This window comes from Sorangium sp. So ce381 (assembly GCF_051473845.1).
Taxonomy (GTDB): Bacteria; Myxococcota_A; Polyangia; order Polyangiales; family Polyangiaceae; genus Sorangium; species Sorangium atrum.
The window spans coordinates 10,738,524-10,760,743 of the sequence record NZ_CP150336.1 but is presented as its reverse complement, the minus strand read 5'-3'; the positions used below and the strand labels follow the sequence as shown (position 1 = coordinate 10,760,743).

Sequence of the window (22,220 nt, the reverse complement as noted above, 5' to 3'; positions counted from 1 at the left end):
TGTGGACCTCCCCGGCCAAGGCTAGCCCCCAGCGGGAAGCGAGTCTTATGAGCAAAGATCCTCACGCCAAGCGATTCGAGATCCAGCGGCTCGTCGAGCGATCGCTCGATTTGGCGAGGTGTGCGCTTCTTCAAGAGGGCTCGTTTCTTCCCGGATTCATCGCTGTCCAGCCCAACGGGATGTACGATATCGGGGTCGCGGCGCAGGGCGGCGCCGATGGATCGAACCTGCTCATCACCCGGTTGAGGCAAAAGGCTGTGGCAGAACAGCTCCGAGCGGCCGCCGTCTACCGGGACGTGCGCGTGCGGCCCCGTGGCGCACTCGAGGACGTCGACGCGATTCAGGTCGTAGTCGAGCTCGTGTCGGGGGAGTCATACAACGTATTTCAGCTGTACCGTCTGGACGACGAACAGCTGGTCTTCGAGGAGGGGCCGGATATCGAGCGTGTCCCCTCCGTCATCTTCGCGGAGGCGGCTCGTATGGCGGCAGCCGCCAGGCGATGGTGGGAGTTCTGGAAGTGATCGCCGCGATCGCTCCCTCCCTTGTTCTTGCCACTCAGCCTGACGGCCCCGCGTCGAACCCCCTCCGCGATCGATGCCGCGCTGGCCGCCGTCCTTCACACCGTCGATGCGCGCGGCACCGCGCATCCGCCGGCCCAGCGCCCACGCCACTCCCGCAGTCCGCGCCGCACTCGCAGCGCCGTCCGAGCGCAGCGCGAACTCCGGGGCGCTGCCGCCTCGCCCGGTACGCACACCCCCTGGACGAAGTCAACCCACACGCCCGCACGTCGCCGCCGTCCGCAGGCGGCGCCGCGCAGGTCCGTCCAGCACCGCCGCGCCGCCGCCCTCCGCGCCGCCGTCCGGAACCCTCGCCCAGCGGCGCGTGGTAGCTTCACCCGCGCCCGCACGAGGCCGTGCGGCCACCCGTCATCGAGGAGACCATGAAGCGAGAGAAGCGACTGACCAAGCGCGAGCGGAAGGCGCTCGCGCCCGCGCGCCCGGCGCAGCCCCACGAGCACAAGCACATCCACTGCGTCGCCTGCGGCAAGCACCTCGATCCGGAGGAGTTCCTGGCGCAAGGATCGGCGACCTGGATCCAGTGCCTGCACAAGTCGCGCTTCGCCACCTGCATCGAGTGCGTCGAGATCTCGAAGCGCCTCCTCGCCGAGCACGACCGCACCGGACAGCCGGTTCAGTCCGCTCAAGCATGGCACTGAGCGGCCGACACCAGCCGACGCGCCCGCGCGGCCTCACCTGAGCACGCTCGCGCGGCCTCACCTGAGCGCGCCCTCGCTGCAGGCGGGCGCCCTGGACAGGTCGTCCCAGCAGCCAACTCCCCATCTCCCCCGCTCGCCCGGAAACGGAAGTCACCGAAGATAACCAATCTGTGGAACGCACGGGTCGTCGGTAGTCCAGGGGACGCTCCCCCCCGTCCGCCCTGGATGCGCCACCCCTCATTCCGGTGCGCCGCCCCTCATCGCAGCTTCCGCTCGCACCACAAACCCGCGCTGGCCCGTGCGGTGTCCCACGTACGCCGCCTCTCATTGCAGCTGTCGCTCGGTATCGCACACCCGCGCTGGTCCGCCCGGCGTCCCGCGGCGCCCCGCCGCGCCCCGCCGATCAGCGCGCGCCCTCGACAGCGATGCGTGACCTTGCTCGCTCTCCCGCGCGGCCGTCCACCTCGGATACGCTTGCGCTCGGGGCCCTTTCCGTCAATGGTTTGCGCCCCATTCATCTCTCCGGAGGATCTGCATGACGAAACCAATCCGCCGCGCAGGCGTCATCGGCGCGGGCGTCATGGGCAGCGGCATCGCCGCCCACTTCGCGAACGCCGGCATCGAGGTCCTGCTCCTCGATATCGTGCCCCCGAACCTCACCGACGCCGAAAAGAAGGACCCGGCCGCCCGCAGCAGGTTCGCCGCAGGCGGGCTCGAGAAGGCCCTCAAGGCCAAGCCCGCCGCGTTCTTCCACCCGTCGAACGCCCGCCTCGTGCGCACCGGCAACACCGAAGACCACTTCGCCGAGCTCGCCCAATGCGACCTCGTTATCGAGGCCATCATCGAGAAGATGGAGCCGAAGCGCGCCCTCTTCGCGCGGCTCGAAGAGGTCTTGCGGCCTGACGCGGTCGTGGCGTCGAATACGTCCGGGCTGCGCATCGAGGAGATGATGCAAGGGCGCTCCGCGGACTTCCGCAAGCGATTCCTCGTCATGCACTTCTTCAACCCCGTCCGGTACATGAAGCTCCTCGAGCTCGTGGTCGGGCCCGACACCGATCCCGCCGTCGTCGCCCGCGTGCGGAAGCTCGGCGAGGACGTGCTCGGAAAGGGCCTCGTCTTCGGCAAGGACACGCCGAACTTCGTCGGCAATCGCATCGGCACCCACGCGATGCTGACCGCCATCCACCTCATGATCGAGGACGGCCTCGCGCCCGAAGACGTGGACGCCATCACCGGCATCGCCATGGCCCACCCGAAGAGCGCGAGCTTCAGGACAGGCGATATCGTCGGGCTCGACACCTTCGCCCACGTCGCCGACAACTGTTACTCGGCGCTCGAGCGCGACGAGGACCGCGACGTCTTCAAGGTGCCCGCCTACATCCGGAAGATGATCGAGGCGAAGCTCCTCGGCGACAAGACCAAGGGCGGCTTCTACCGCAAGGCCAAGGAAGGCCTGGAGACGCTCGACCCGGCCAAGCTCGAGTACCGCCCCCACGGCGGCGACGAGGCGATCAAGAAGGCCACGAGGTCGTGCGAGAAGATCGAGGACCCCGCCGCGCGCGTGAAGAAGCTCGCCAGCGACACCGGCAAGGCCGGGCAGTTCGCCTGGAAGGTGCTCTCCCGCTCGCTCGCGTACACGGCGCGGCGCGTCGGCGAGATCGCCGACAGCATCGTGGCGATCGATGACGCCATGCGCTGGGGGTACAACTGGGAGCTCGGGCCGTTCCAGACCTGGGACGCGCTCGGCTTCGCCGAGACCGTCGAGCGCATGCAGAAGGACGGCATCAAGCTGCCCGAGTCGATCCTCCGCATGAAGCAGAGCGGCGCGACGTCGTTCTACCGCGCCGATGGGGCGGTGTTCGATCTGCTCAAGGGGGAGTACGTCGCCCAGAAGGTCGATCCGCGCAACGTGACGCTGGCCGGCGCGCGGGCGACCGCGAGGGGCGCGAAGGCCGTGCTCGCCAACGACGGCGCGGAGGCCTGGGACCTCGGCGACGGGGTGCTCGGCGTCACCTTCAAGACCAAGGCGAACAGCCTCGATCCAGACTCGATCGGGATGCTCTCGCTCGCCGCCGAGAAGGCCGAGCAGGACTTCCGCGCGCTCGTGGTCTTCAACCAGGGCGAGCACTTCTGCGTGGGCGCCAACCTGTTCCTCGTGGCCATGGCCGCGGGCAACAAGGACTGGGACGCGATCCGCAAGATGGTGAAGGCGTACCAGGACGCGACCCAGCGGCTGAAGTACGCGAGCGTGCCGGTCGTGGCCGCGCCCTACGGGATGACCCTCGGCGGCGGCCTCGAGCTCTGCTTCGCCTGCGACGCGGTGCAGGCCGCGGCCGAGACGTACGCGGGGCTCGTCGAGGTCGGCGTCGGCCTGATCCCGGGCGGCGCGGGGACGCTCAACATGCTCTGGCGCGCGCTGGAGGGGATCCCCGAGGGCGTGACGGTGCCGACGTACGACATCGTGACGCAGGTCTTCAAGAACATCGCCCTCGCCAAGGTGGCGACCAGCGCGGACGAGGCGAAGGCGCTCGGCTTCTTCCGCAAGACGGACGGCGTCTCGCTCGACCGCGCGCGCCAGCTGTACGAGGTGAAGGCGCGCGCGATCGGGCTGGCCGAGGCCGGGTACCACGCGCCCGTGCCGCGCGCCTACAAGCTGCCGGGCGAGAGCGGGATCGCGACGCTGCAGATGATGATCGACACGCTCGTCGCCGGCGGCCACGCCAGCGAGCACGACGCGAAGATCGCGCGCAAGCTCGCCGAGGTGCTCTGCGGCGGCGCGGGCGGCGGGGCGCGCGAGGTGACCGAGGACGAGATCCTCGAGCTCGAGCGCGAGGCGTTCGTCAGCCTGTGCGGCGAGCCCAAGAGCGCCGAGCGAATGCAGTACATGCTGATGAACAACAAGCCCCTCCGGAACTAGGTGAACGCCATGGTCGACGTCGTAATTGCAGAGGCCGTCCGCTCGGCCGTTGGCCGGGCCCACAAAGGGTCGCTCGCGCTGAAGCGCCCCGACGAGCTCGCCGGCGAGGTCGTCGCCGCGCTGTTCCAGCGCGTCCCCCAGGTGAAGCCGGAGGACGTCGAGGACCTCGTCCTCGGCTGCGCCATGCCGGAAGGCGAGCAGGGGCTCAACGTCGCGCGCGTCGTCTCGCTCCTCGGCGGGATGGCGCAGGAAGGGTCCGCGATCACCATCAACCGCTTCTGCTCGAGCGGGCTCCAGGCGATCGCGAGCGCCGCGGGCAGCATCGCGATGGGATCGCTCGACATCGCCGTCGCCGGCGGCGTCGAGTCGATGACGATGGTGCCGATGACCGGCAACAAGCTGAGCGCGTCGCCGGAGGCGATGGAGCGGTGTCCGACGGTGTACACGCCGATGGGCATCACCGCGGAGAACGTGGCGAACCGCTTCCAGGTGAGCCGCGCCGACCAGGACGCGTTCGCGCTGAAGAGCCACCAGAAGGCGGCGGCGGCGCGCGCGGCCGGGCGCTTCGAGGACGAGATCGTCACCGTGAAGGGGGTGCGCTTCGAGAACGGCAAGCGCGCGACCTTCGACTTCCGCACCGATGAGCTGATCCGCAAGGAGACGACGGCGGAGGCGCTCGCGGGGCTGAAGCCGGCGTTCTCGGCGAAGGGGAGCGTCACGCCGGGCAACAGCTCGCCGCTGTCGGACGGCGCCGCCGCGGCGCTCGTGATGAGCAAGGCGAAGGCGGACGCGCTCGGCGTGAAGCCGCTCGGGTACTTCCGGGCGTTCGTGACCGTCGGCGTCGACCCCGCCATCATGGGCATCGGCCCGGTGCCCGCGGTGCGCAAGCTGCTCGCGAGGACGGGGCTGAAGATGGCCGACATCGACCTCTTCGAGGTCAACGAGGCGTTCGCCTCGCAGGCCGTCTACGTGCAGCGGACGCTCGAGATCCCCGAGGAGAAGCTCAACGTGAACGGCGGCGCGATCGCGCTCGGCCACCCGCTCGGGTGCACCGGCGCGAAGCTCACCGCGACCGCGCTCTACGAGCTGCGCCGGCGCGGCGGCCGGTACGCCGTCGTGACGATGTGCATCGGCGGCGGCATGGGCGCGGCCGGCCTGATCGAGCTGGCCGGCGCGGCCGCGCGCGCCTGATCCCACAGCGCCGATCCCGCCTCTCCCCTCCCGTCGCGTCGATCCCGTCGACAGCGCGCCCCGCCGCGGCCCGAGCCCAGCGCTCCGGCTTTCCCGCGGCGGGGCGATGGCCTATAGATCGCCCATGCCGAGCCACCTGACGACCTTTCAGGGGTCGATCCCCGAGGCCCTGAAGCAGGCCATCGAAGCGAAGATCGAGAGCTCCACCGCCGAGGTGACCGGCGGCGGGGGCCACTTCAACCTGGTCGTGACGTCGCCGGTGTTCGCCGGCAAGAGCATGCTGGAGAGCCAGCGGCTGGTCTACGGGGCGATCGCCCACCTGATGGCCGGCGACCAGGCGCCCGTCCACGCGATCGACAGCCTCAAGACCAAAACCCCCTGAGCGAGCGGGGCGCACCCGCTCGGCGAATCAGCAGGGGCGTGACGTCAGTCGCCCTCGACGTGGCACGTGCTGCTGCAGCCGTCGCCGTTGGCGGTGTTGCCGTCGTCGCACTCCTCCGGGCCCGCCTCGACGTTGTCACCGCAGACGGGGGCGCAGGCGCTTGGCTCGCCGGTGCAGAGGTAGCCGTGATCGACGTCGCAATCGGGGCTGCAGCCGTCGCCGTCGACGGTGTTGCCGTCGTCGCAGCCCTCGTTGCCGATGAGCAGGCCGTCGCCGCAGAGCGGGCCGCAGGCGCTGGGCTCGCCGTTGCACTCGTAGCCCGCCTCGATCACGCAGACCGCGTTGCAGCCGTCCTCGTTCCGGACGTTGCCGTCGTCGCAGGCCTCGGCGCCGCGCACCAGGCGGTCGCCGCACATCGTCGAGCAGCTGCTCGGCGCGCCGGCGCAGGTGTAGCCGGGCTCGACGGCGCAGCCCGCGTCGCAGCCGTCTCCTGCCGCGGTGCCGCCGTCGTCGCAGGCCTCCGCGCCGCCCACCGCGCCGTCGCCGCACTCGCCGCCCCCGTCGCCCCCGTCGCCCCCGGCGCCGCCGCCGCCCTCGCCGCCGTCGCCGCCGTCGCCTGCGCCACCCGCGCCCGAAACCCCGCCGGAGCCCGCCGTCGTCGTGCTCGACACGGCGCTCGACCCGTTCGTGCTCGATCCGGACCCGCCGCCCCCGCCGTCGCCGTCGCTCGCACCTTCCCGTTCGCACGCGAGCAGCGCCGTGGCCGCGATCACCGCGGCCGCCCCAGTCCACCTCGTTAACAACATCTGTTCCTCCACGAGCGAGGTCCGCGGGCGACGGGGGCCTCCCCTCGACCCCCGAGCGCGCGCCGAGCACCTGTTGCCCAACCTTCCACGGAATACTCCGCTCCGATCGTCCGGACAACTTCGCCCTACCCGGACGTCCCGGCGTTCGGCCGCGCAGCACGTCAGCGCGCATCGACGCGCATCGACGCGCATCAACTCATGATTCCCGGCGAATCACGGGCCTCCCGTAAGGGCGCGGCGGGCGCGCGCCGCTCCCGGGCGAGTCGCCCGGCGCCGGGCGTGTGGCAGGTCCGGCGGGGCGCCGCCGTCGCTCGCGCCGCGAGCTCGCCGCGCCGTCTGTTTGACACCGGAATTCGCGCGATGGTACGTGGCGCCGGGCGCCCCACGCGCTGGCCCGATAGCGACCTCACACGATCCCGAGGACCCTCCCATGACGCCTCGTTCCCCGTTGCTCCCCGCCGAACCGCTCCCAGGCGCCCCTGGGGCGAACGACGCCCGGCTCCCGGCGCTCCCGGCCCAGGCGCGCCCCGGCCGAGCCTCCCGCCTGGGCGCCGGGCTGCTCTCCCTCGTCCTCGGCGCCGCGATGACCGCCGCCACCGCGGGCGACGCCGCGGCCCAGACACGCACGGGAGACGGCGCCAACGGCGACGGCATGGACCTGCACCTGTTCCGGCCGGCGATCGACTCCAAGGGGCTCTTCTCCGTCAACGGGGCAGACATCCTCGGCGCGAACGACATCAGCCTGGGGCTCGTGCTCGACTACGGGCACAACATCCTGCCGCTCACCGAGAACGACCGCGGAACGGACGTGATGCTCAATCACGCGTTCCAGGGGACGTTCCAGTTCGATTACGGCATCGCCAACTTCCTGGTCGTCGGGCTCTCGGTCCCGGTGGTGCTCAACGGGGGCAAGCCGGTCGACGACATCGGCCCGGGCGGCGGCGCCAACTACAACGACGACTCGCTCGACGCGCAGGCGCTCGGCAACCTGGCGATCCACGCGAAGGCGCGCATCCTCCGCCCCGATCAGGACGTGATCGGGCTCGCGGTGATCGCCCAGGCCGGGATCGGGGTCGGCGGGACCCAGGACTTCGCGTCGGATCCGGGGTTCTTCTTCTGGCCGCAGCTCGTGCTGGAGAAGCGGCTCGGCACGACCAACCCGTTCCGGATCGCGGCGAACGTCGGCTACCGCGGCCACGCCGGGAAGAACCCCGTGTTCGGCCTGCGCCAGGACGGCACGACCTTCCAGCTCAAGCACGGGGACCTCGAGTACTCCGACCTGATCACCGCCGGGGCCGGCATGAGCTACCGCGTCCTCACGCCGCTCGACCTCGTGGTCGAGACCTACCTGACCCAGCAGGTCGGCGGCGGCGACAGCGCCGAGCAGAAGCTGTCGGCCGAGGCGATGGGGGGCATCAAGCTCTTCATCGAGCGGAACAGCTTCCTCATGCTCGGCTTCGGGGTCGGGTACACGCCCGGGTTCCAGGCCGCGGCGCAGCGCGGGACCATCGGGTTCGTCTTCGAGCCGTCGATCGGCGATCGGGACGGCGACGGCATCAAGGACGATCAGGACGACTGCCCCGACGAGCCCGAGGACTACGACGGCTTCCAGGACACGAAGGCGGACTCGCCCCCCGGGAAGTACGGCTGCCCGGATCCGGACAACGACGAGGACGGCATCCTCGATGTCGACGACCGCTGCCCGAACAACCCGGAGGACCGCGACGGCGACGAGGACGACGACGGCTGCCCGGAGGGGAGCGACGGCGATCGCGACGGCGACGGCATCCTCGACTCGCGCGACAAGTGCCCGGACGACCCGGAGGACCGCGACGGCTTCCAGGACAAGGACGGCTGCCCGGATCCGGACAACGACAAGGACGGCATCCCGGACAAGTCCGACCAGTGCCCGAACGACCCCGAGGACAAGGACGACTTCGAGGACGAGGACGGGTGCCCGGAGCCCGACAACGACAGGGACGGCATCCCGGACGTTGTCGACAAGTGCCCGAACGATCCGGAGACGTTCAACGGCCTCGAGGACGAGGACGGCTGCCCGGACAAGGGCAGCGTCGTGATCGAGGAGAACAACATCGTCATCCTCGAGAAGATCCAGTTCGCGACCGGCAGCGCCGAGATCCTCCCGGAGTCGTTCGGCATCGTGCAGGCGGTGGCCGAGACGCTGAAGCACCACCCGGAGTTCACGATGATCGAGGTGCAGGGGCACGCCGACGAGCGCTCGGCCGACGCGTACAACCTCAAGCTGACCCAGGCGCGCGCGGACGCTGTCGCCGCGGCGCTCGCGCAGCGCGGCGTCAACAAGGACAGCGTCCGCTCGATGGGCTACGGCGAGTACTGCCCGATCGATCCGGCCCACAACGCGGCCGCCTGGGAGAAGAACCGGCGCGTCGAGTTCAAGGTCGTGCGGACCGACAAGGGGCCGACCAACGTGGAGCTCGGCTGCGCCCTGGCCCGATCCAAGGGCGTCAACCCGCCGCCTCCCTGAGCGGAGGTGCGGCGCCGCCCTGAGCGAAAGGGCGGCGCCGCCGATCTGGACAGGACGGGTCGGGCCGGGAGAGAGTGGGCCCATGAAGGCCCGAGCCAGCCGCTCCGCCGCCACCACGCTCGCCGCCGCGGCGCTCGCCATGACGGCGAGCGGCTGCATCAACACCGACGCTGCCGTGTTCGTCGAGCCGTCCATCGCGGCGCCCGAGGCGACCGTCTCCTCGAGCGCGCTGGGGACCGGCCTGACCGCGAGCTTCGCGCTGGAGCTCCACCTGAGCGCGCGGGCCAGCGGGCCCAGCCGCGTCGCGGTGCGCACCTTCGCGATCACGAGCGCCGATCAGAAGACCTCGATCGTCGAGCCGCTCCCCGCCGAGACCACGGCGGCGCTTCCGGTCGAGGTCGCTCCGGACAGCGATGTCACCGTGGCGTTCACCGTCGATACCGGCGCTCAGGGCGGGACGCTCCCGGCCGACGCCGCGGCGGCGCTCTGCGCCGCGGAGGGGATCCGCATCACGGGCGCGATCGAGGACTCGCTGGAGGACGGGGCGACGCCGGTCGCCTCCGCGGTGTTCCACGCGGACTGCCCGTGATGCGCCGCACCGGCGCGTTCGCCAGCGCGTTGGTCGGCGCCATCGCGCGCCCGCCGCGCTAAAATGCCGGCCATGGCGCCTCGAGAGCTCACACCCCCTCCGGAGACGGCGGCGGATCGCGCGGTCGGGTCCCCGGAAAACGCCGGCGAGCGCGGCGGCGACGCGCTCCGCTCCACGAACGGCGGGGGCGGAGAGGGGCTCGGGCTCGACGAGGCAGGGCTCGCGGCGCTCCGGCGCGCGGTGGCCGCGTGGCGCGCGGGCCCGGTCGCCGAGGCGTCGGCGCGCTTCCCGCCGAGGAGCGAGCGGTTCACGACGTGGAGCGGCATCGACGTGCCCGACCTCGCGACCCCGGCCGACGCGCCGGTCGACCACGCGGCGGATCTAGGGCTGCCCGGGGAGTACCCGTTCACGCGGGGCGTCCAGCCGACGATGTACCGCGGCAGGCTCTGGACGATGCGGATGTTCGCGGGCTTCGGCACGCCGGAGCAGACGAACGCGCGGTTCAAATACCTGCTCGCAGAGGGCCAGACGGGCCTGTCGACCGCCTTCGATTTCCCGACCCTCATGGGCTACGACTCCGACTCTCCGCGGTCGCTCGGCGAGGTGGGGATGTGCGGTGTCGCGGTCGACACGCTCCGCGACATGGAGGTGCTCTTCGACGGCATCCCGCTCGACCAGGTGACGACGTCGATGACCATCAACGGCCCCGCCGCCGTGCTGCTCGCGTTCTATATCGCGCTCGCCGACAAGCGCGGGATCCCGCGGAGCCGCATCGGCGGGACCGTGCAGAACGACTGCCTCAAGGAGTTCATCGCTCAGCACGCCTGGCTCGTCCCCCCGCGCCCGGCGATGCGCATCGTGACCGACATGATCGAGTTCTGCGCGCGCGAGGTGCCGCGGTGGAACTCGGTGTCGATCAGCGGATACCACATCCGGGAGGCGGGCTCGACCGCCGCGCAGGAGCTCGCGTTCACGCTCGCGGACGGGCTCGCCTACGTCGAGAGCTGCGTCGCGCGCGGCCTCGACGTGGACGCCTTCGCGCCGCGCCTGTCGTTCTTCTTCGACGTCCACAGCGACTTCTTCGAGGAGATCGCCAAGTTCCGCGCCGCGCGCCGCATGTGGGCGCGGTTCCTCAAGGTGCGGTACGGGGCGAAGAAGGCCGAGAGCATGAAGCTGCGGACGCACGCGCAGACAGCAGGCGTGTCGCTGACTGCGCAGCAGCCGTACAACAACGTGGTCCGCGTCTCGCTCCAGGCGCTCGCCGCCGTGCTCGGCGGCACCCAGTCGCTCCACACGAACTCGCTCGACGAGACGTACGCGCTCCCGACCGAGGAGAGCGTGACCATCGCCCTCCGGACCCAGCAGATCATCGCCCACGAGAGCGGGGTCGCGAACACCATCGATCCGCTCGGCGGCAGCTACTACGTGGAGTGGCTCACAGACCGCCTGGAGAAGGAGGCCCTCGCTTACATCCAGCGGATCGACGAGATGGGCGGGATGGTGGCCGCCATCGAGAAGGGGTATCCGCAGCGCGAGATCGCCGCCTCGGCCTACAGATTTCAACGAGAGCTGGAATCGAACGAGCGGATCATGGTGGGGGTCAACCGCTACGCCGCGGCGGGCGAGAAGACGATCCCCCTCCTCCGCATCGACGAGGAGGTGCAGCGCGTGCAGTGCGAGAACCTGGCCCGGGTCAAGGCCCAACGCGACCAGGACCGGGTGCGGAGCGCCCTGGCCGACGTGCGGAGCGCCGCGCGGGGCCCCGATAACCTGATGCCGCCCCTCATCGCGGCGGCCAGCGCCTACGCGACCGAGCAGGAGATCTGCGACGTGCTGCGCGACGTCCTGGGGACCTACAGCGATCCGGCCGAGTTCTGAGCGCGCGCGGGAACGTGCGGGATCGCTCGGGTAGGAGCGCACAGGAAGGAGCGCGCGCCGCTTGCTGCGGTGCGCCGCGGGCCCCGGCGTGCGCATCCGATCAGGTCGCGGGCGGCGCGGGGGCCGGGGAATCCCTCGATTCGTCAGGTTGACACTTCTCTACGTCGGCCGGTAGAGTGCGCCGGCGTCAGGTTGCCGCAGTCGCGGCTCATCCGTGGCGCCGCCGTACGGTCTGCTGTTGTCGCTGCGCTGCGGCGCTGCGAGCTGTCGGTCGAGAAAGAGGATCGTCGTGGGCGACCGAGGTCGCCGCGTAGGGAGCAAGCTTATGAAGAGTCGATCCATGTCGCGCCGCATTTTTGCCCTTTCGGCGCTCGTCCTATCTGTCGGCGCCACGGCGGCCTGCGACAACAAGGGGCCCGAGTCCGGTGCCGCGGGGCCCGCGGGCTCGGCCGGGCCCGCTGCCGGCGCTGCGGGCGCGAAGGGCGATGCGAAGGGCGGCGCGAAGTTCGTCACCATCTCCAGGGAGCAGCAGGCGTCCTGGGTTCGTAACTTCAACCCCCTGCTCGGCGAGGGGGCCACGCGCTTCCCCACCGTCGCGGGCATCTACGAGCCCATGATCGTGTACAACACGATGAAGGGCGAGTACGTCCCGTGGCTCGCCACGAAGTACGAGTGGAGCGACTCGAACAAGAAGCTCACCTTCACGACCCGCTCCGAAGTCAAGTGGTCTGACGGACAACCCTTCTCGGCGAAGGACGTCGCGTTCACGTTCGGCCTCCTCAAGAAGTTCCCGGCGCTCGATCTCACGGGCGTGTGGAAGCTCATCGAATCGGTCGAGGCCAAGAGCGACACCTCGGTCGAGTTCGTCTTCAAGGAGGCGTTCGTCCCCGGCCTCACCTACATCGGCCATCAGCCGATCGTGCCGGAGCACAAGTGGAAGGACGTCGCCGACCCGGTCACGTTCACGAACGAGAACCCGGTCGCGACGGGCCCCTTCACCGAGGTGAAGACCTTCCAGAACCAGATCTACGAGCTCGGCAAGAACCCGAACTACTGGCAGAAGGGCAAGCCGGCGGTCGAGGGGCTCCGCTTCCCGGCGTACCCGGGCAACGACCAGGCGAACCTGGCGCTCATCAACGGCGAGGTCGACTGGGCCGGCAACTTCGTGCCCGACATCGACAAGACCTACGTCGCCAAGGACCCGGAGAACAACCACTACTGGTTCCCGCTCGTCGGCGGCACCGTGACGCTCTACCCGAACGCCACGAAGAAGCCGTTCGACGACATCAAGCTGCGCAAGGCCATCAGCATGGCCATCGACCGCGCCCAGATCGCGAAGGTCGCGGTCAACGGCTACACGGTCGGCGCGGACGGGACCGGGCTCGACGACGCCTACGGGCGCTGGCGCAGCGACAAGGCTGCCGCGGCCGGCGACTGGACGACCTTCGACGTGGCCAAGGCGAACGCCCTCCTCGACGAGGCCGGCTACGCCAAGGGCGCCGACGGGATCCGCGCGAAGGACGGCAAGCCGCTGAAGTTCGACATCAACGTCGTGACCGGCTGGTCCGACTGGGTGCGCGCCGTCCAGATCACCGCGCAGAGCCTGAAGGCCGTTGGCATCGACGCCACGCTGAAGACCTACGACTTCAGCGCGTTCTTCGAGGCGCTCCAGAAGGGCACGTTCGACATGTCGATGGGCTGGACCAACACCGAGCCCACGCCGTTCAACTACTACCGCGATCTCATGGCCCCGGAGTTCGTGAAGCCCGTCAACGAGGTCTCGAACCGCAACTGGCACCGCTTCGCCGCCAAGGAGGCCGAGCCGCTGTTCAAGAAGTTCGCGGCCGCGACGGATCCGGCGGAGCAGAAGGCCATCGTCGACGATCTCCAGATGATCTACGCCCAGCAGGTGCCGGTCATCCCGCTGTTCAAGAACCCGTCCTGGGGCGAGTACAGCACGAAGCGCTTCGTCGGGTGGCCCAGCAAGGAGAACCCGTACGCGAAGCTGTCGCCGAACAACTCGCCGGACTACCTGCTCGTCCTGACCGAGATCAAGCCGAAGTGAAGGCTCCTGCGCTGCGCGCCGGGCTTCCGGCGCGCAGCGTGTGTGTCCCCGCCTAGCAGCGCTTCTCTCTCTTCTCCCTCCGACTCAGCACAAACCTTGGCCGCCGGCGGCGCCGGTGCGAAGATCGCACTGCATGCTCCCCTCGGGCGTCCAGATTGCACGCTTCGCTGCGCTCCTCTCCGGAGTCTTCCTCCTCGCCGCCTGCGGCGGCAACCAGCACGCGGGCGCCGCGGCGTTCTGGGAAGGCAACGCCGTCGATCCCGCCGCGCCGGAGGATCAGGCGGGCGCGAAGAAGAAGGCGCCGCGCAGGGCTTTCGGCGAGCCCGACGATTTCGGCGGCGCCCCGTCCACGCCCGAGGAGCGGGCGCCCTCGTCGTGGGTGGGCGTGCGGCACGATCTCTCGCTCGCGCGCGCCGAGTCGCGCAAGGAGCGCTGCAGCTGCCTGGCCGTGGAGGTGGGGGAGGCGCGCGACCCCAGGTTCCAGTGGGCGGCCGGCGCGCCGGAGACCTCGGCAAATACGCTGGCCATCGCCCTGAGCGCGCGCGGGGTGCCCTGCCCGGGCGGCGCCGCCGACGAGGAGAGCCGGCGGCCCTCGATCTCGGCGGTCGATCAGGAAGGGAACGATATCGTCATCGAGGTCGAGGAGCTGCCCACCGGGCGGCCGCTCGCGACAGGCGCCGTGATCCCGAGGCCCGCTCCGGGCGGGGCGATCTACGTGAAGGGGAGAAGCGCGAAGATCCCGTATGCGCGCGCCGCGGGCGGCGCGCGCTGCAAGGTCTACTGAGAGCCTGCGCTGTCGGGAGATGCGCTGAGCTGGGCAGAGCGGCTCACTCGGGAGCGCCGGCGCAGATCCAGTCGTTGATCTTCTTGATATTGGCCGCGGACAGGGCCTGGTTCGGGGGCGGGGGCATGCGCTTGCCGTCGGCGCAGAGGTCCTTGCCGTTCAGCAGGTTGATGATGTAGCTCTCGCTCGGCTTGCCCGGCACGACGAGCACCCTGCCGGCGCAGGTCGCGCTGTCGTGCTCGACGAGCCCGTCGTGGGCCGCGTTCGCGCGGAGATCGAGGCCGCCGGACGCAGGGCCGTTATTGCCGTGGCACCCCGCGCAGTTCGTCTGCAGGATCGGCCGCACATCGGCGAAGGTCGCGGTGTCCGCGCCGCACGCGGGATCGCCGGGGGTGGCGGAGCCGCCTTCGCCGCCGGTGCCAGCGCCGCCGGTGCCGCCGCCCTGGCCGCCCGTGCCGACATCCGCGCCGCCGGTGCCGCCGCCCTGGCCGCCCGTGCCGACATCCGCGCCGCCGGCGCCGCCCTGTCCGTCGGTCCCGCCGGTGCCGCCGCCCTGGCCCGAGCTGCTGCTGGTCGAGCCGCTGGTCGAGCTGCTGCTCGAGGTGCTTGTGCTGTTGCCCGTCTCGCCACCGTCGTCAGAGCAGGCAGCCGCCGAGAACCCGATGGTCAGACAGAGGACCAGTTGAAGTGCAGTTTTCTGGGAAAGCATGTGAGGACCTCTTTGACGCTGTGTTCGCGCGGCGAGCGCCGCGCCGTCAACTCGCGGAGGACCCTAGATGGCATCGTTACCATCCACAACGCATTTCAGAAAATGAAAATGCTTATCGTTATCGCGAGCTCGCGACACTGCAATGCAATGATAGAGCTGTACGGGGCTTGGTTCGTCGCGTCTACGCGGAGAGCGCCTTCGAGGAGAGCAGCTCTCCCGGGTCGCGCTCGGCCATGTCCTCGAAGCGCGGGAGGTCGGCGAGGCGGCGCGTCGTCGTGGCGGAGGTCTCGGGGTCGCGCTGGAACGCGATCGCGCGGCTGAGGCCCTGCTTCGACACCCCCCGGAGCAGCGCTGGCGAGTGCGTCGTCGCCACGATCTGGCAGACGGAGGGCCGCGCCGCCCCCTCGAAGAGCTGCGCGAGCAGGCCGGCGCGCTCGGGGTGCATGCCGGCGTCCGGGTCCTCCACGAGGAGGAGCGAGCCCTCCGGCGCGGTGAGCACGCCGGCGATCTTGCCGAGCGCGCGCAGCGCGCCGTCCGGGAGGCTCGGCGCCGGGACGCGGGCGCCGCCCTTCTCGACGAGCACCATCATGACGTCGCCGAGGCCCGTCTCCGCGAACTCGATATCTTCTATCTCGGGCGCGAAGATCGAGCGCACCCAGCCGAGCACATCGGCCTTGTGCTCGGCCTCCTGGCAGAGCCAGCGGAGCACGGCGGAGAGGTTCTGCCCGCCGGCGCCGAGGTTCTCTATCTCGTGCGGCACGTAACCCCTCATCCGCGAAGGATCGATGTCGAGCGACAGCGTGCTCCGCATCGCGACCTGGAGCGCGTTGCAGAGCGCGATGACGTCCGCGAGGCTCACGTCGTCGCCGCGCCCGCGGTGGTGCTCTATCTGGCCGAGCAGGCTGCGCCGCGCGGGGTTGCGATCCATCGACGCGATCCGCATCGAGCGGCCCTTCTTCGACGCCGCCTTCATCGCTCCGCCCGAGGCGAACCCCTCCAGCCCCTTCAGCGCCGACGCCGGCGTGTCGAAGAGCGTGCCCCCGGCCGACTTCGCCTCGAGCGACTCGTGCTCCACGATCACGTCAGGCTCGACCTGACACGTGATCTTGTGTGTGAGCTCCTCCTTCCCGATCGCCCATCGGCTCTCGATGGTGAACGATTTGGCGCCCCTGTGCGTGGCCCCGTGCGTGCCGCCGCGCAGGCCCGGCCACACCTCGCGCTTGCCGTCGACGCGGCCGCGGAAGATGTCGCACAGGGGTAGATCCAGCCCGACGCCCTGCAGGAAACGCAGGGCGTCGAGGAAGTTGCTCTTCCCGGAGCCGTTGGCCCCGAGCAGCAGCGTGAAGGGGGCCAGCTCCACCGTTTGATCGGCGAAGCTCTTGAAGTTCCTGAGTCGGATGGATGTCAGCATGCCTGGCCGCTCGCAGCGATCATGTGACCAGGCAGTCGGCCGGTTGTAAAGCGCCGGCCGACGGCTCAGCGAAAGTCGATCAGCTCGACGTCGAATACCAGCATGCCGGCGGGCGCGCCGGGGCGTGTGGGCTTGTCGCCGTAAGCGAGGTCGGCCGGTATCCAGAATCGCGCCTTCTCGCCTTTCACCATCAGCTGTAAGCCCTCGGTCCACCCCTTGATCACGCCACCCACCGGGAAGGTGGCCGGTTCGTCGCGGACGATCGAGCTGTCGAACATCTTCCCGTCGGTCGTCCAGCCCGTGTAGTGGACGGTGGCGCGGCTCGTCGGCTTCGGGTGCTCGGTGCCCGTGCCCTTCTGCAGGACCTGGTAGGCGAGCCCGGAGGCGGTCTTCGTGGCGGTCTTCGGCGCCGCCTTCACGTCCTTCGGCGCGGGCGGCGGCTTCGGCGCGGGGGCGAAGTCGAGCAGCTCGACGTCGAACACCAGCATTCCGGCCGGGGCGCCCGGGCGGGTCGGCTTGTCGCCATAGGCGAGGTCCCCAGGGATCCAGAGGCGGCGCTTCTCGCCCTTGCTCATGAGCTGGAGCGCTTCCGTCCACCCCTTGATCACGCCGCCCACCGGGAAGGTGGCCGGCTCGTTGCGGACGATGGAGCTGTCGAACATCTTCCCGTCCGTGGTCCACCCCGTGTAGTGGACCGTCACCTTGTCGTCCGGGCCGGGATGCGCCTTCTCCTTGCTCGGCGCCAGCACCTTGAACGCGAGGCCCGATGCGGTCTTCTGCGCGTCGGCGGGCGGCGCCGCGACGTCCGGCGGCGCGGGCAGGCCGGCGGGCTCTTCGGGCTGCTGCGGCGCGGCGGGGGGCTCGGGGGTGGGCGGCGGCGGCGGGGCCTGGTTGACCGAGACGCTCACCGGCGCGTCGGCGGTCGCCTGTGAGGCGGGCTTCTGGTCGCACGCGGTGAGGGGGACGGCGAGCATCGCAACGAGGACGAGGGAAAAGCGCTTCATGCGCGGCTTCATAGCTCGTCTGCCGTCGAGGGCCGGTATTTTTGTGAGGTGCACGCCGCGGTTCCGACGGCTCTGGATCCGACAGGGGACGTCGGCGGCCGGCCGTCCGTCGGGCCTCCATTCCGCGGTTCGAGGGCTCTCGACCTGACTGCGAGGACGGTCTAGCGTGCGCCCGCCATGGGGAGATCGATATACTTCTTCGGCGCAGGGCAGGCGGACGGGGACGCTCAGCAGAAGGATCTGCTCGGCGGAAAGGGCGCGGGGCTCGCGGAGATGACCCGCCTCGGCATCCCCGTGCCGCCGGGCTTCACGGTCACCACCGAGGTCTGCAACGCCTACTACGCTTCAGGGAAGGCGCTCCCCGCCGGCGTCGAGGACGAGATCAAGGCGGCGATCGGCCGGCTGGAGTCGCTGCGCGGCGCGGGGTTCGGCAGCCCCGAGGCGCCGCTGCTCGTGTCGGTCCGCTCGGGCGCGCGCGCGTCCATGCCGGGAATGATGGATACCATCCTGAACCTCGGCCTGAACGACGAGATCGCGCGGGGGCTCGCGCGGCGAACGGGCAGCGAGCGATTCGCGCTCGACGCCTATCGGCGGTTCATCCTGGCGTATGCCGATATCGTGCTCGGCGTGCCCCGCGACCGCTTCGAGGAGGCGCTCGGCCGCGCGCGCAGGCAGGCCGCCGCGAAGCTCGGCGTCGACGCGACGCGCCTGAACTCGGCCGAGCTCGAGCGCAAGGTGCCCGACTCCCAGCTCGATCCGGAGTCGCTCGCGGCCTTGATCCAGCGGCAGAAGGATATCGTCCTCGGGGCGACGGGCCGCCCGTTCCCCGACGAGCCCTACGCGCAGCTCTGGGGGGCGATCGGCGCCGTATTCGATAGCTGGAAGAACCACCGGGCCCAGGTATACCGGAAGATGCACGATATCCCGGAGGCCTGGGGGACGGCTTGCACCGTCCAGGTGATGGTGTTCGGCAACCTGGGTGACGACTCCGGCACGGGGGTCGCGTTCACGCGCGATCCGTCGACCGGAGAGCGGCGCTTCTATGGCGAGTGGCTCCCCAACGCGCAGGGCGAGGACGTCGTCGCGGGGGTGCGCACGCCGCACCCGCTGTCGATCACGGGCGCGGGCACGGGCGAGGGCGGCGGTGTAGACGACGAGAGCTCGCTCGAGGCGCGGATGCCCGCGGCGTACGCGGCGCTCGTCGAGGTGCAGGGCAAGCTCGAGCAGCACTTCCGCGACGTGCAGGACCTGGAGTTCACGATCCAGCAGGGCGAGCTCTTCCTGCTCCAGTGCCGCACCGCCAAGCGCACGGGCCGCGCGGCCGTGCGCATCGCGGTCGAGATGGCCAAGGAGGGCCTGATCAGCCAGCGGGAGGCGATCCTGCGGGTGGATCCGGGCTCGATCGATCAGCTGCTGCACCCGAGCATCGACCCGAGCGCGCCGAAGCAGCTGCTCGCGCGCGGCCTGCCGGCGAGCCCCGGGGCGGCGACGGGGCAGGTGGTGTTCAGCGCGGACGAGGCGGAGCGGCGCGCCGGCCAGGGCAGGGCGGTGATCCTCGTGCGCTCCGAGACGTCGCCGGAGGACATCCACGGCATGAAGGCGGCGCGCGGCATCCTGACGGCCCGCGGCGGCATGACGAGCCACGCGGCCGTGGTGGCGCGGGGGATGGGCAAGAGCTGCGTCGCCGGCTGCTCGGCCATCAGCGTGAGCCAGGGCCGGATGGCGGTGACGATCTACGACGATCACGGGCGCGCGACCGGCACGATCACGGTGAAGGACGGCGACCTGATCACGCTCGACGGCGGCACCGGCACCGTTTACCTCGGGGCGGTGCCGACCATCCCGGCGGCGCTGAGCGGCGAGTTCGAGGAGCTCATGGCCTGGGCCGACGCGGTCCGGCGCCTCAGGGTGCGGTCGAACGCCGACACGCCGCACGACGCGAGGACGGCGCGCAACTTCGGCGCGGAGGGCATCGGGCTCTGCCGCACCGAGCACATGTTCTTCGACGAGGAGCGCATCCAGGCGGTGCGGGAGATGATCCTCGCGGACGGCGAGCTCGGGCGGCGGCGCGCGCTCGCGAAGCTGCTCCCGTTCCAGCGCAGCGATTTCGTGGGCGTCTTCCGGGAGATGGCCGGGCTGCCGGTGACGATCCGGCTGCTCGATCCGCCGCTGCACGAGTTCTTGCCGCAGGACGAGGCGCAGCTCCAGCAGCTCTCGAGGGCGACGGGCGTCTCCGCGGAGGATCTCCAGCGCAAGAGCGCGGAGCTCGCCGAGTACAACCCCATGCTCGGCCACCGCGGCTGCCGGCTGGCGATCACGTCGCCCGAGATCTACGAGATGCAGGCGCGCGCCATCCTAGAGGCGGCGTGCGAGGTCGCGGCGGCGGGCATCGAGGTGGAGCCGGAGATCATGATCCCGCTCAGCATGACCCGGCGCGAGCTCGCCCTCACGCGCGCGCTCGTCGAGGGGGTCGCGGAGAAGGTCTTCGCCGAGAAGGGGCGGCGGATCGACGTCCGGTTCGGGACGATGATCGAGCTCCCGCGCGCCGCGCTCAGGGCCGGCGAGCTGGCCGAGGAGGCCGAGTTCTTCAGCTTCGGCACGAACGACCTCACGCAGACGACCCTGGGCATCTCGCGCGACGACGCGGGCCGGTTCCTCGGCGCGTACGTCGAGGCCGGCATCTTCGCGAAGGATCCGTTCCAGTCGCTGGACGTGCCCGGCGTCGGAGAGCTCGTCGAGATCGGGCGGGATCGAGGGCGCGCGGCGCGGCCCGGGCTGAAGCTCGGCATCTGCGGCGAGCACGGCGGCGATCCGAGCTCGATTGCGTTCTTCGAGAGGGCAGGGCTCGACTACGTGTCTTGCTCCCCGTTCCGCGTCCCCATCGCCCGCCTCGCCGCGGCGCAGGCGGCGCTCGCCGCCGAGGCCGCGAGGGGTCCGCGCGCGACGGACTGACACCCACCGTCCGGCGACATATGCCCGGAGAGGGCGTCGGGACATCCGTTCTCACGAGCGTGCTTTGATTACGCTCGTGCGAGCTTTGGTATCTCGCCAAGTCTGCTAAACCAGGAACCTCGCTGTTCATCGCCGGTGTCTCGCCGGGCGCGCCTGCCTGCCCGAGCCGCACCACCGCGCGCTGGCGAGACATGGAGGTTTCATGCGTCATCTCGGCGTCTCCTCTGCGCTCCTCGCATTTCTCGGGGCCGCGACATCGGGTGTGTTCGTCGCGGTCGGCTGCCACGCCTCGGGCCCGCGCCCCGAGCTCGGCGCGAGCGGCGGCGCGCCCGGGGACGGCGGAGGCGGCGCGGGCGGCGGCGGCGCGCCCGAGGGCAGCAGCGGCAGCGGCGATTTCGTTCCGGATGACGGCCTTGGCGGGGCTGCCCCTGGCGGAGACGACGGCGGCGGCGGCGATGCCGCCGTGAACCCGTGCGGGACCCAGTGCGGTCCCGAGGAGCTCTGCGATCTCAACCACCTCGGCCTCGACGACGACTGCGACGGTCAGGTCGACGAGACGTGCTCCTGCGTCGCGGGGCAGGCGCACGCGTGCTTCATGGGCGATCCTTCGTACCGCGCGGCGGAGGGGTGTTTTCCTGGCACCGAGCTTTGCAACGAGGTGGGGGTCTGGGGGCCGTGCGTCGGCGGCAGCCACGCGACCGAGGCCTGCTTCAGCGAGAACCCCGCGGGGTGCCACGCGCTGAGGGTGCCTCCGTTCGCGAACGTGGATCTGAAGGAGGGGACAGGCACGTTCAGCGTGGACGCCGAGCCTGGCTCGGAGACCTGGAGCGTCGTTTGCCCCGCGGGCATCGATCCCTGTCCGGCGGTGTCCGGAGCGAGCCCGGCGGATGATTACAAGCCGCTCCAGTCGGGGGAGTACAAGGTCGTCTACACGAAGCGCCTCGCGGACGGCGCGACCGACTCCTGCGAGTATGCCCTTTACGTCGGCGCGCCCGGCCTGCGGGTCGAGCTCGAGTGGGAGCACGACCTCGGCGGCCAGGGGGTGGATCTCGATCTGCACCTGCACAAGCCGGGCGACACGCAGCCGTGGGCGGTCTCCGGCTCGCCGAACGACTGCGGCTACAACAACTGCACCGTGGACACGCTGGGGTCGGATCCGGAGCTCCGGTGGTTCAGCGACGGCGCGTCTCCGCCGGAGCCGGTGAGCTGGTATGCGGACCCGGAGGAGGCCAAGAACACGTGTTATTACGCCCCTCGCGGCGCCGGGCAGGCGTGGCGCGATCTCGATCAGGGTTGCTACAACCCGCGGCTCGACATCGACAACATCACGTGCGACCCCGACGTCACGAACCCGGACAGCGATGATTTTTGCGCGCCCGAGAACATCAACGTGGATTTTCCGCCGTTCGGCCAGTGGACGCGGATCGGCGTCCATTACTACTCGGCTCATGGCCGGAACTACGCGGTCCATCCGCGGATCAAGATCTTCTGCAATGGCTCCCTCGGGGCGGATCTCGGCCCGACCGGGTTCTACGACCCGGAGGCGCCCGTCACGTTCGCGCCGGCCGACGGGAGCACCCGGTACTGGCTGGTCGCCGACGTCGCGTTCGTCGACGGGGGGGAGTGCGGGGAGGACACCTGCGTGGTGAGGCCGCTGTACGAGGACGAGACGCTGAAGACGCCGCTGCTGACGACGCGGTCGTCGGTGGAGTCGAGCTTCGGTCCGGCGTACCCGCCGCCGCCCTGATCGCCGGTCTCCCCGGGGCCGCGGGGGCGCCTGCGGCCCCGCGCGCGGGCGCTTTACAGGCGC

Annotated in this window: 16 protein-coding genes; 12 read left to right on the top strand and 4 right to left on the bottom strand. The window is 70.6% G+C overall.

All coding sequences use genetic code 11. The features are described 5' to 3' along the window. Window positions 1-47: 47 nt before the first annotated feature. The 5 genes from WMF29_RS40335 to WMF29_RS40315 all read left to right on the top strand — a co-directional run bounded on the left by WMF29_RS40335 (window position 48) and on the right by WMF29_RS40315 (window position 5,706). Complete coding sequence (locus WMF29_RS40335; RefSeq protein WP_437325400.1) at window positions 48-521, top strand: hypothetical protein; 474 nt, start codon at window positions 48-50, stop codon at window positions 519-521. Between the two features lie 419 nt (window positions 522-940). After that, window positions 941-1,216 (top strand): hypothetical protein, encoded by a 276-nt coding sequence (locus WMF29_RS40330; RefSeq protein ID WP_437325399.1) that lies wholly within the window; start codon window positions 941-943, stop codon window positions 1,214-1,216. 535 nt (window positions 1,217-1,751) lie between these two features. Next, complete coding sequence (locus WMF29_RS40325; protein WP_437325398.1) at window positions 1,752-4,133, top strand: 3-hydroxyacyl-CoA dehydrogenase/enoyl-CoA hydratase family protein; 2,382 nt, start codon at window positions 1,752-1,754, stop codon at window positions 4,131-4,133. 9 nt (window positions 4,134-4,142) lie between these two features. Further along, complete coding sequence (locus WMF29_RS40320; protein WP_437325397.1) at window positions 4,143-5,324, top strand: thiolase family protein; 1,182 nt, start codon at window positions 4,143-4,145, stop codon at window positions 5,322-5,324. 124 nt (window positions 5,325-5,448) lie between these two features. Further along, window positions 5,449-5,706 (top strand): BolA/IbaG family iron-sulfur metabolism protein, encoded by a 258-nt coding sequence (locus WMF29_RS40315; protein WP_437325396.1) that lies wholly within the window; start codon window positions 5,449-5,451, stop codon window positions 5,704-5,706. A gap of 44 nt (window positions 5,707-5,750) precedes the next feature. Here the strand turns inward: WMF29_RS40315 and WMF29_RS40310 are convergent, their stop codons facing one another. Then, a complete protein-coding gene (locus WMF29_RS40310; protein WP_437325395.1) occupies window positions 5,751-6,512 on the bottom strand; it encodes a DUF4215 domain-containing protein in 762 nt (253 codons plus the stop codon). Between the two features lie 430 nt (window positions 6,513-6,942). On the opposite strand from WMF29_RS40310, the gene WMF29_RS40305 reads away from it, so the two are divergent. The 5 genes from WMF29_RS40305 to WMF29_RS40285 all read left to right on the top strand — a co-directional run bounded on the left by WMF29_RS40305 (window position 6,943) and on the right by WMF29_RS40285 (window position 14,334). Beyond that, the gene (locus tag WMF29_RS40305) at window positions 6,943-9,018 is read left to right on the top strand and encodes an OmpA family protein (protein ID WP_437325394.1); all 2,076 of its coding nucleotides are present in this window, start codon (window positions 6,943-6,945) and stop codon (window positions 9,016-9,018) included. An 82-nt stretch (window positions 9,019-9,100) separates the two neighbouring features. After that, complete coding sequence (locus tag WMF29_RS40300) at window positions 9,101-9,607, top strand: hypothetical protein (RefSeq protein ID WP_437325393.1); 507 nt, start codon at window positions 9,101-9,103, stop codon at window positions 9,605-9,607. A 72-nt stretch (window positions 9,608-9,679) separates the two neighbouring features. Then, window positions 9,680-11,485 carry an acyl-CoA mutase large subunit family protein gene (locus WMF29_RS40295; protein ID WP_437325392.1) on the top strand — a complete coding sequence of 602 codons (1,806 nt, stop codon included), beginning with the start codon at window positions 9,680-9,682 and terminating at the stop codon, window positions 11,483-11,485. 325 nt (window positions 11,486-11,810) lie between these two features. Then, window positions 11,811-13,550, top strand: a complete 1,740-nt coding sequence (locus tag WMF29_RS40290) for an ABC transporter substrate-binding protein (protein WP_437325391.1) — start codon at window positions 11,811-11,813, stop codon at window positions 13,548-13,550. Between the two features lie 133 nt (window positions 13,551-13,683). Then, entirely contained in the window at window positions 13,684-14,334 is a 651-nt protein-coding gene (locus WMF29_RS40285; protein ID WP_272102496.1) for a hypothetical protein, read from the top strand. Between the two features lie 43 nt (window positions 14,335-14,377). Here the strand turns inward: WMF29_RS40285 and WMF29_RS40280 are convergent, their stop codons facing one another. The 3 genes from WMF29_RS40280 to WMF29_RS40270 form a co-directional block, all read right to left on the bottom strand. Continuing rightward, window positions 14,378-15,043 carry a PE-PGRS family protein gene (locus WMF29_RS40280; protein WP_437325390.1) on the bottom strand — a complete coding sequence of 222 codons (666 nt, stop codon included), beginning with the start codon at window positions 15,041-15,043 and terminating at the stop codon, window positions 14,378-14,380. Window positions 15,044-15,224: 181 nt separating this feature from the next. Further along, window positions 15,225-16,454, bottom strand: a complete 1,230-nt coding sequence (locus WMF29_RS40275) for an AAA family ATPase (protein ID WP_437325389.1) — start codon at window positions 16,452-16,454, stop codon at window positions 15,225-15,227. 65 nt (window positions 16,455-16,519) lie between these two features. Then, window positions 16,520-17,458 (bottom strand): FKBP-type peptidyl-prolyl cis-trans isomerase, encoded by a 939-nt coding sequence (locus tag WMF29_RS40270; RefSeq protein WP_437325388.1) that lies wholly within the window; start codon window positions 17,456-17,458, stop codon window positions 16,520-16,522. 177 nt (window positions 17,459-17,635) lie between these two features. On the opposite strand from WMF29_RS40270, the gene ppdK reads away from it, so the two are divergent. Both ppdK and WMF29_RS40260 read left to right on the top strand, forming a co-directional pair. After that, window positions 17,636-20,410 (top strand): pyruvate, phosphate dikinase, encoded by a 2,775-nt coding sequence (gene ppdK / locus WMF29_RS40265; RefSeq protein ID WP_437325387.1) that lies wholly within the window; start codon window positions 17,636-17,638, stop codon window positions 20,408-20,410. Window positions 20,411-20,612: 202 nt separating this feature from the next. After that, window positions 20,613-22,157, top strand: coding sequence for a hypothetical protein (locus tag WMF29_RS40260; protein ID WP_437325386.1), 1,545 nt, complete (start codon window positions 20,613-20,615; stop codon window positions 22,155-22,157). Window positions 22,158-22,220: the final 63 nt, after the last annotated feature.

Excerpts from the sequence above, each read along its gene's own strand:
- WMF29_RS40335 (WP_437325400.1), top strand. The coding sequence starts at position 48 with ATGAGCAAAGATCCTCACGCCAAGCGATTCGAGATCCAGCGGCTCGTC.
- WMF29_RS40330 (WP_437325399.1), top strand. The coding sequence starts at position 941 with ATGAAGCGAGAGAAGCGACTGACCAAGCGCGAGCGGAAGGCGCTCGCG.
- WMF29_RS40325 (WP_437325398.1), top strand. The coding sequence starts at position 1,752 with ATGACGAAACCAATCCGCCGCGCAGGCGTCATCGGCGCGGGCGTCATG.
- WMF29_RS40320 (WP_437325397.1), top strand. The coding sequence starts at position 4,143 with ATGGTCGACGTCGTAATTGCAGAGGCCGTCCGCTCGGCCGTTGGCCGG.
- WMF29_RS40315 (WP_437325396.1), top strand. The coding sequence starts at position 5,449 with ATGCCGAGCCACCTGACGACCTTTCAGGGGTCGATCCCCGAGGCCCTG.
- WMF29_RS40310 (WP_437325395.1), bottom strand. The coding sequence starts at position 6,512 with ATGTTGTTAACGAGGTGGACTGGGGCGGCCGCGGTGATCGCGGCCACG.
- WMF29_RS40305 (WP_437325394.1), top strand. The coding sequence starts at position 6,943 with ATGACGCCTCGTTCCCCGTTGCTCCCCGCCGAACCGCTCCCAGGCGCC.
- WMF29_RS40300 (WP_437325393.1), top strand. The coding sequence starts at position 9,101 with ATGAAGGCCCGAGCCAGCCGCTCCGCCGCCACCACGCTCGCCGCCGCG.
- WMF29_RS40295 (WP_437325392.1), top strand. The coding sequence starts at position 9,680 with ATGGCGCCTCGAGAGCTCACACCCCCTCCGGAGACGGCGGCGGATCGC.
- WMF29_RS40290 (WP_437325391.1), top strand. The coding sequence starts at position 11,811 with ATGAAGAGTCGATCCATGTCGCGCCGCATTTTTGCCCTTTCGGCGCTC.
- WMF29_RS40285 (WP_272102496.1), top strand. The coding sequence starts at position 13,684 with ATGCTCCCCTCGGGCGTCCAGATTGCACGCTTCGCTGCGCTCCTCTCC.
- WMF29_RS40280 (WP_437325390.1), bottom strand. The coding sequence starts at position 15,043 with ATGCTTTCCCAGAAAACTGCACTTCAACTGGTCCTCTGTCTGACCATC.
- WMF29_RS40275 (WP_437325389.1), bottom strand. The coding sequence starts at position 16,454 with ATGCTGACATCCATCCGACTCAGGAACTTCAAGAGCTTCGCCGATCAA.
- WMF29_RS40270 (WP_437325388.1), bottom strand. The coding sequence starts at position 17,458 with ATGAAGCGCTTTTCCCTCGTCCTCGTTGCGATGCTCGCCGTCCCCCTC.
- ppdK (WP_437325387.1), top strand. The coding sequence starts at position 17,636 with ATGGGGAGATCGATATACTTCTTCGGCGCAGGGCAGGCGGACGGGGAC.
- WMF29_RS40260 (WP_437325386.1), top strand. The coding sequence starts at position 20,613 with ATGCGTCATCTCGGCGTCTCCTCTGCGCTCCTCGCATTTCTCGGGGCC.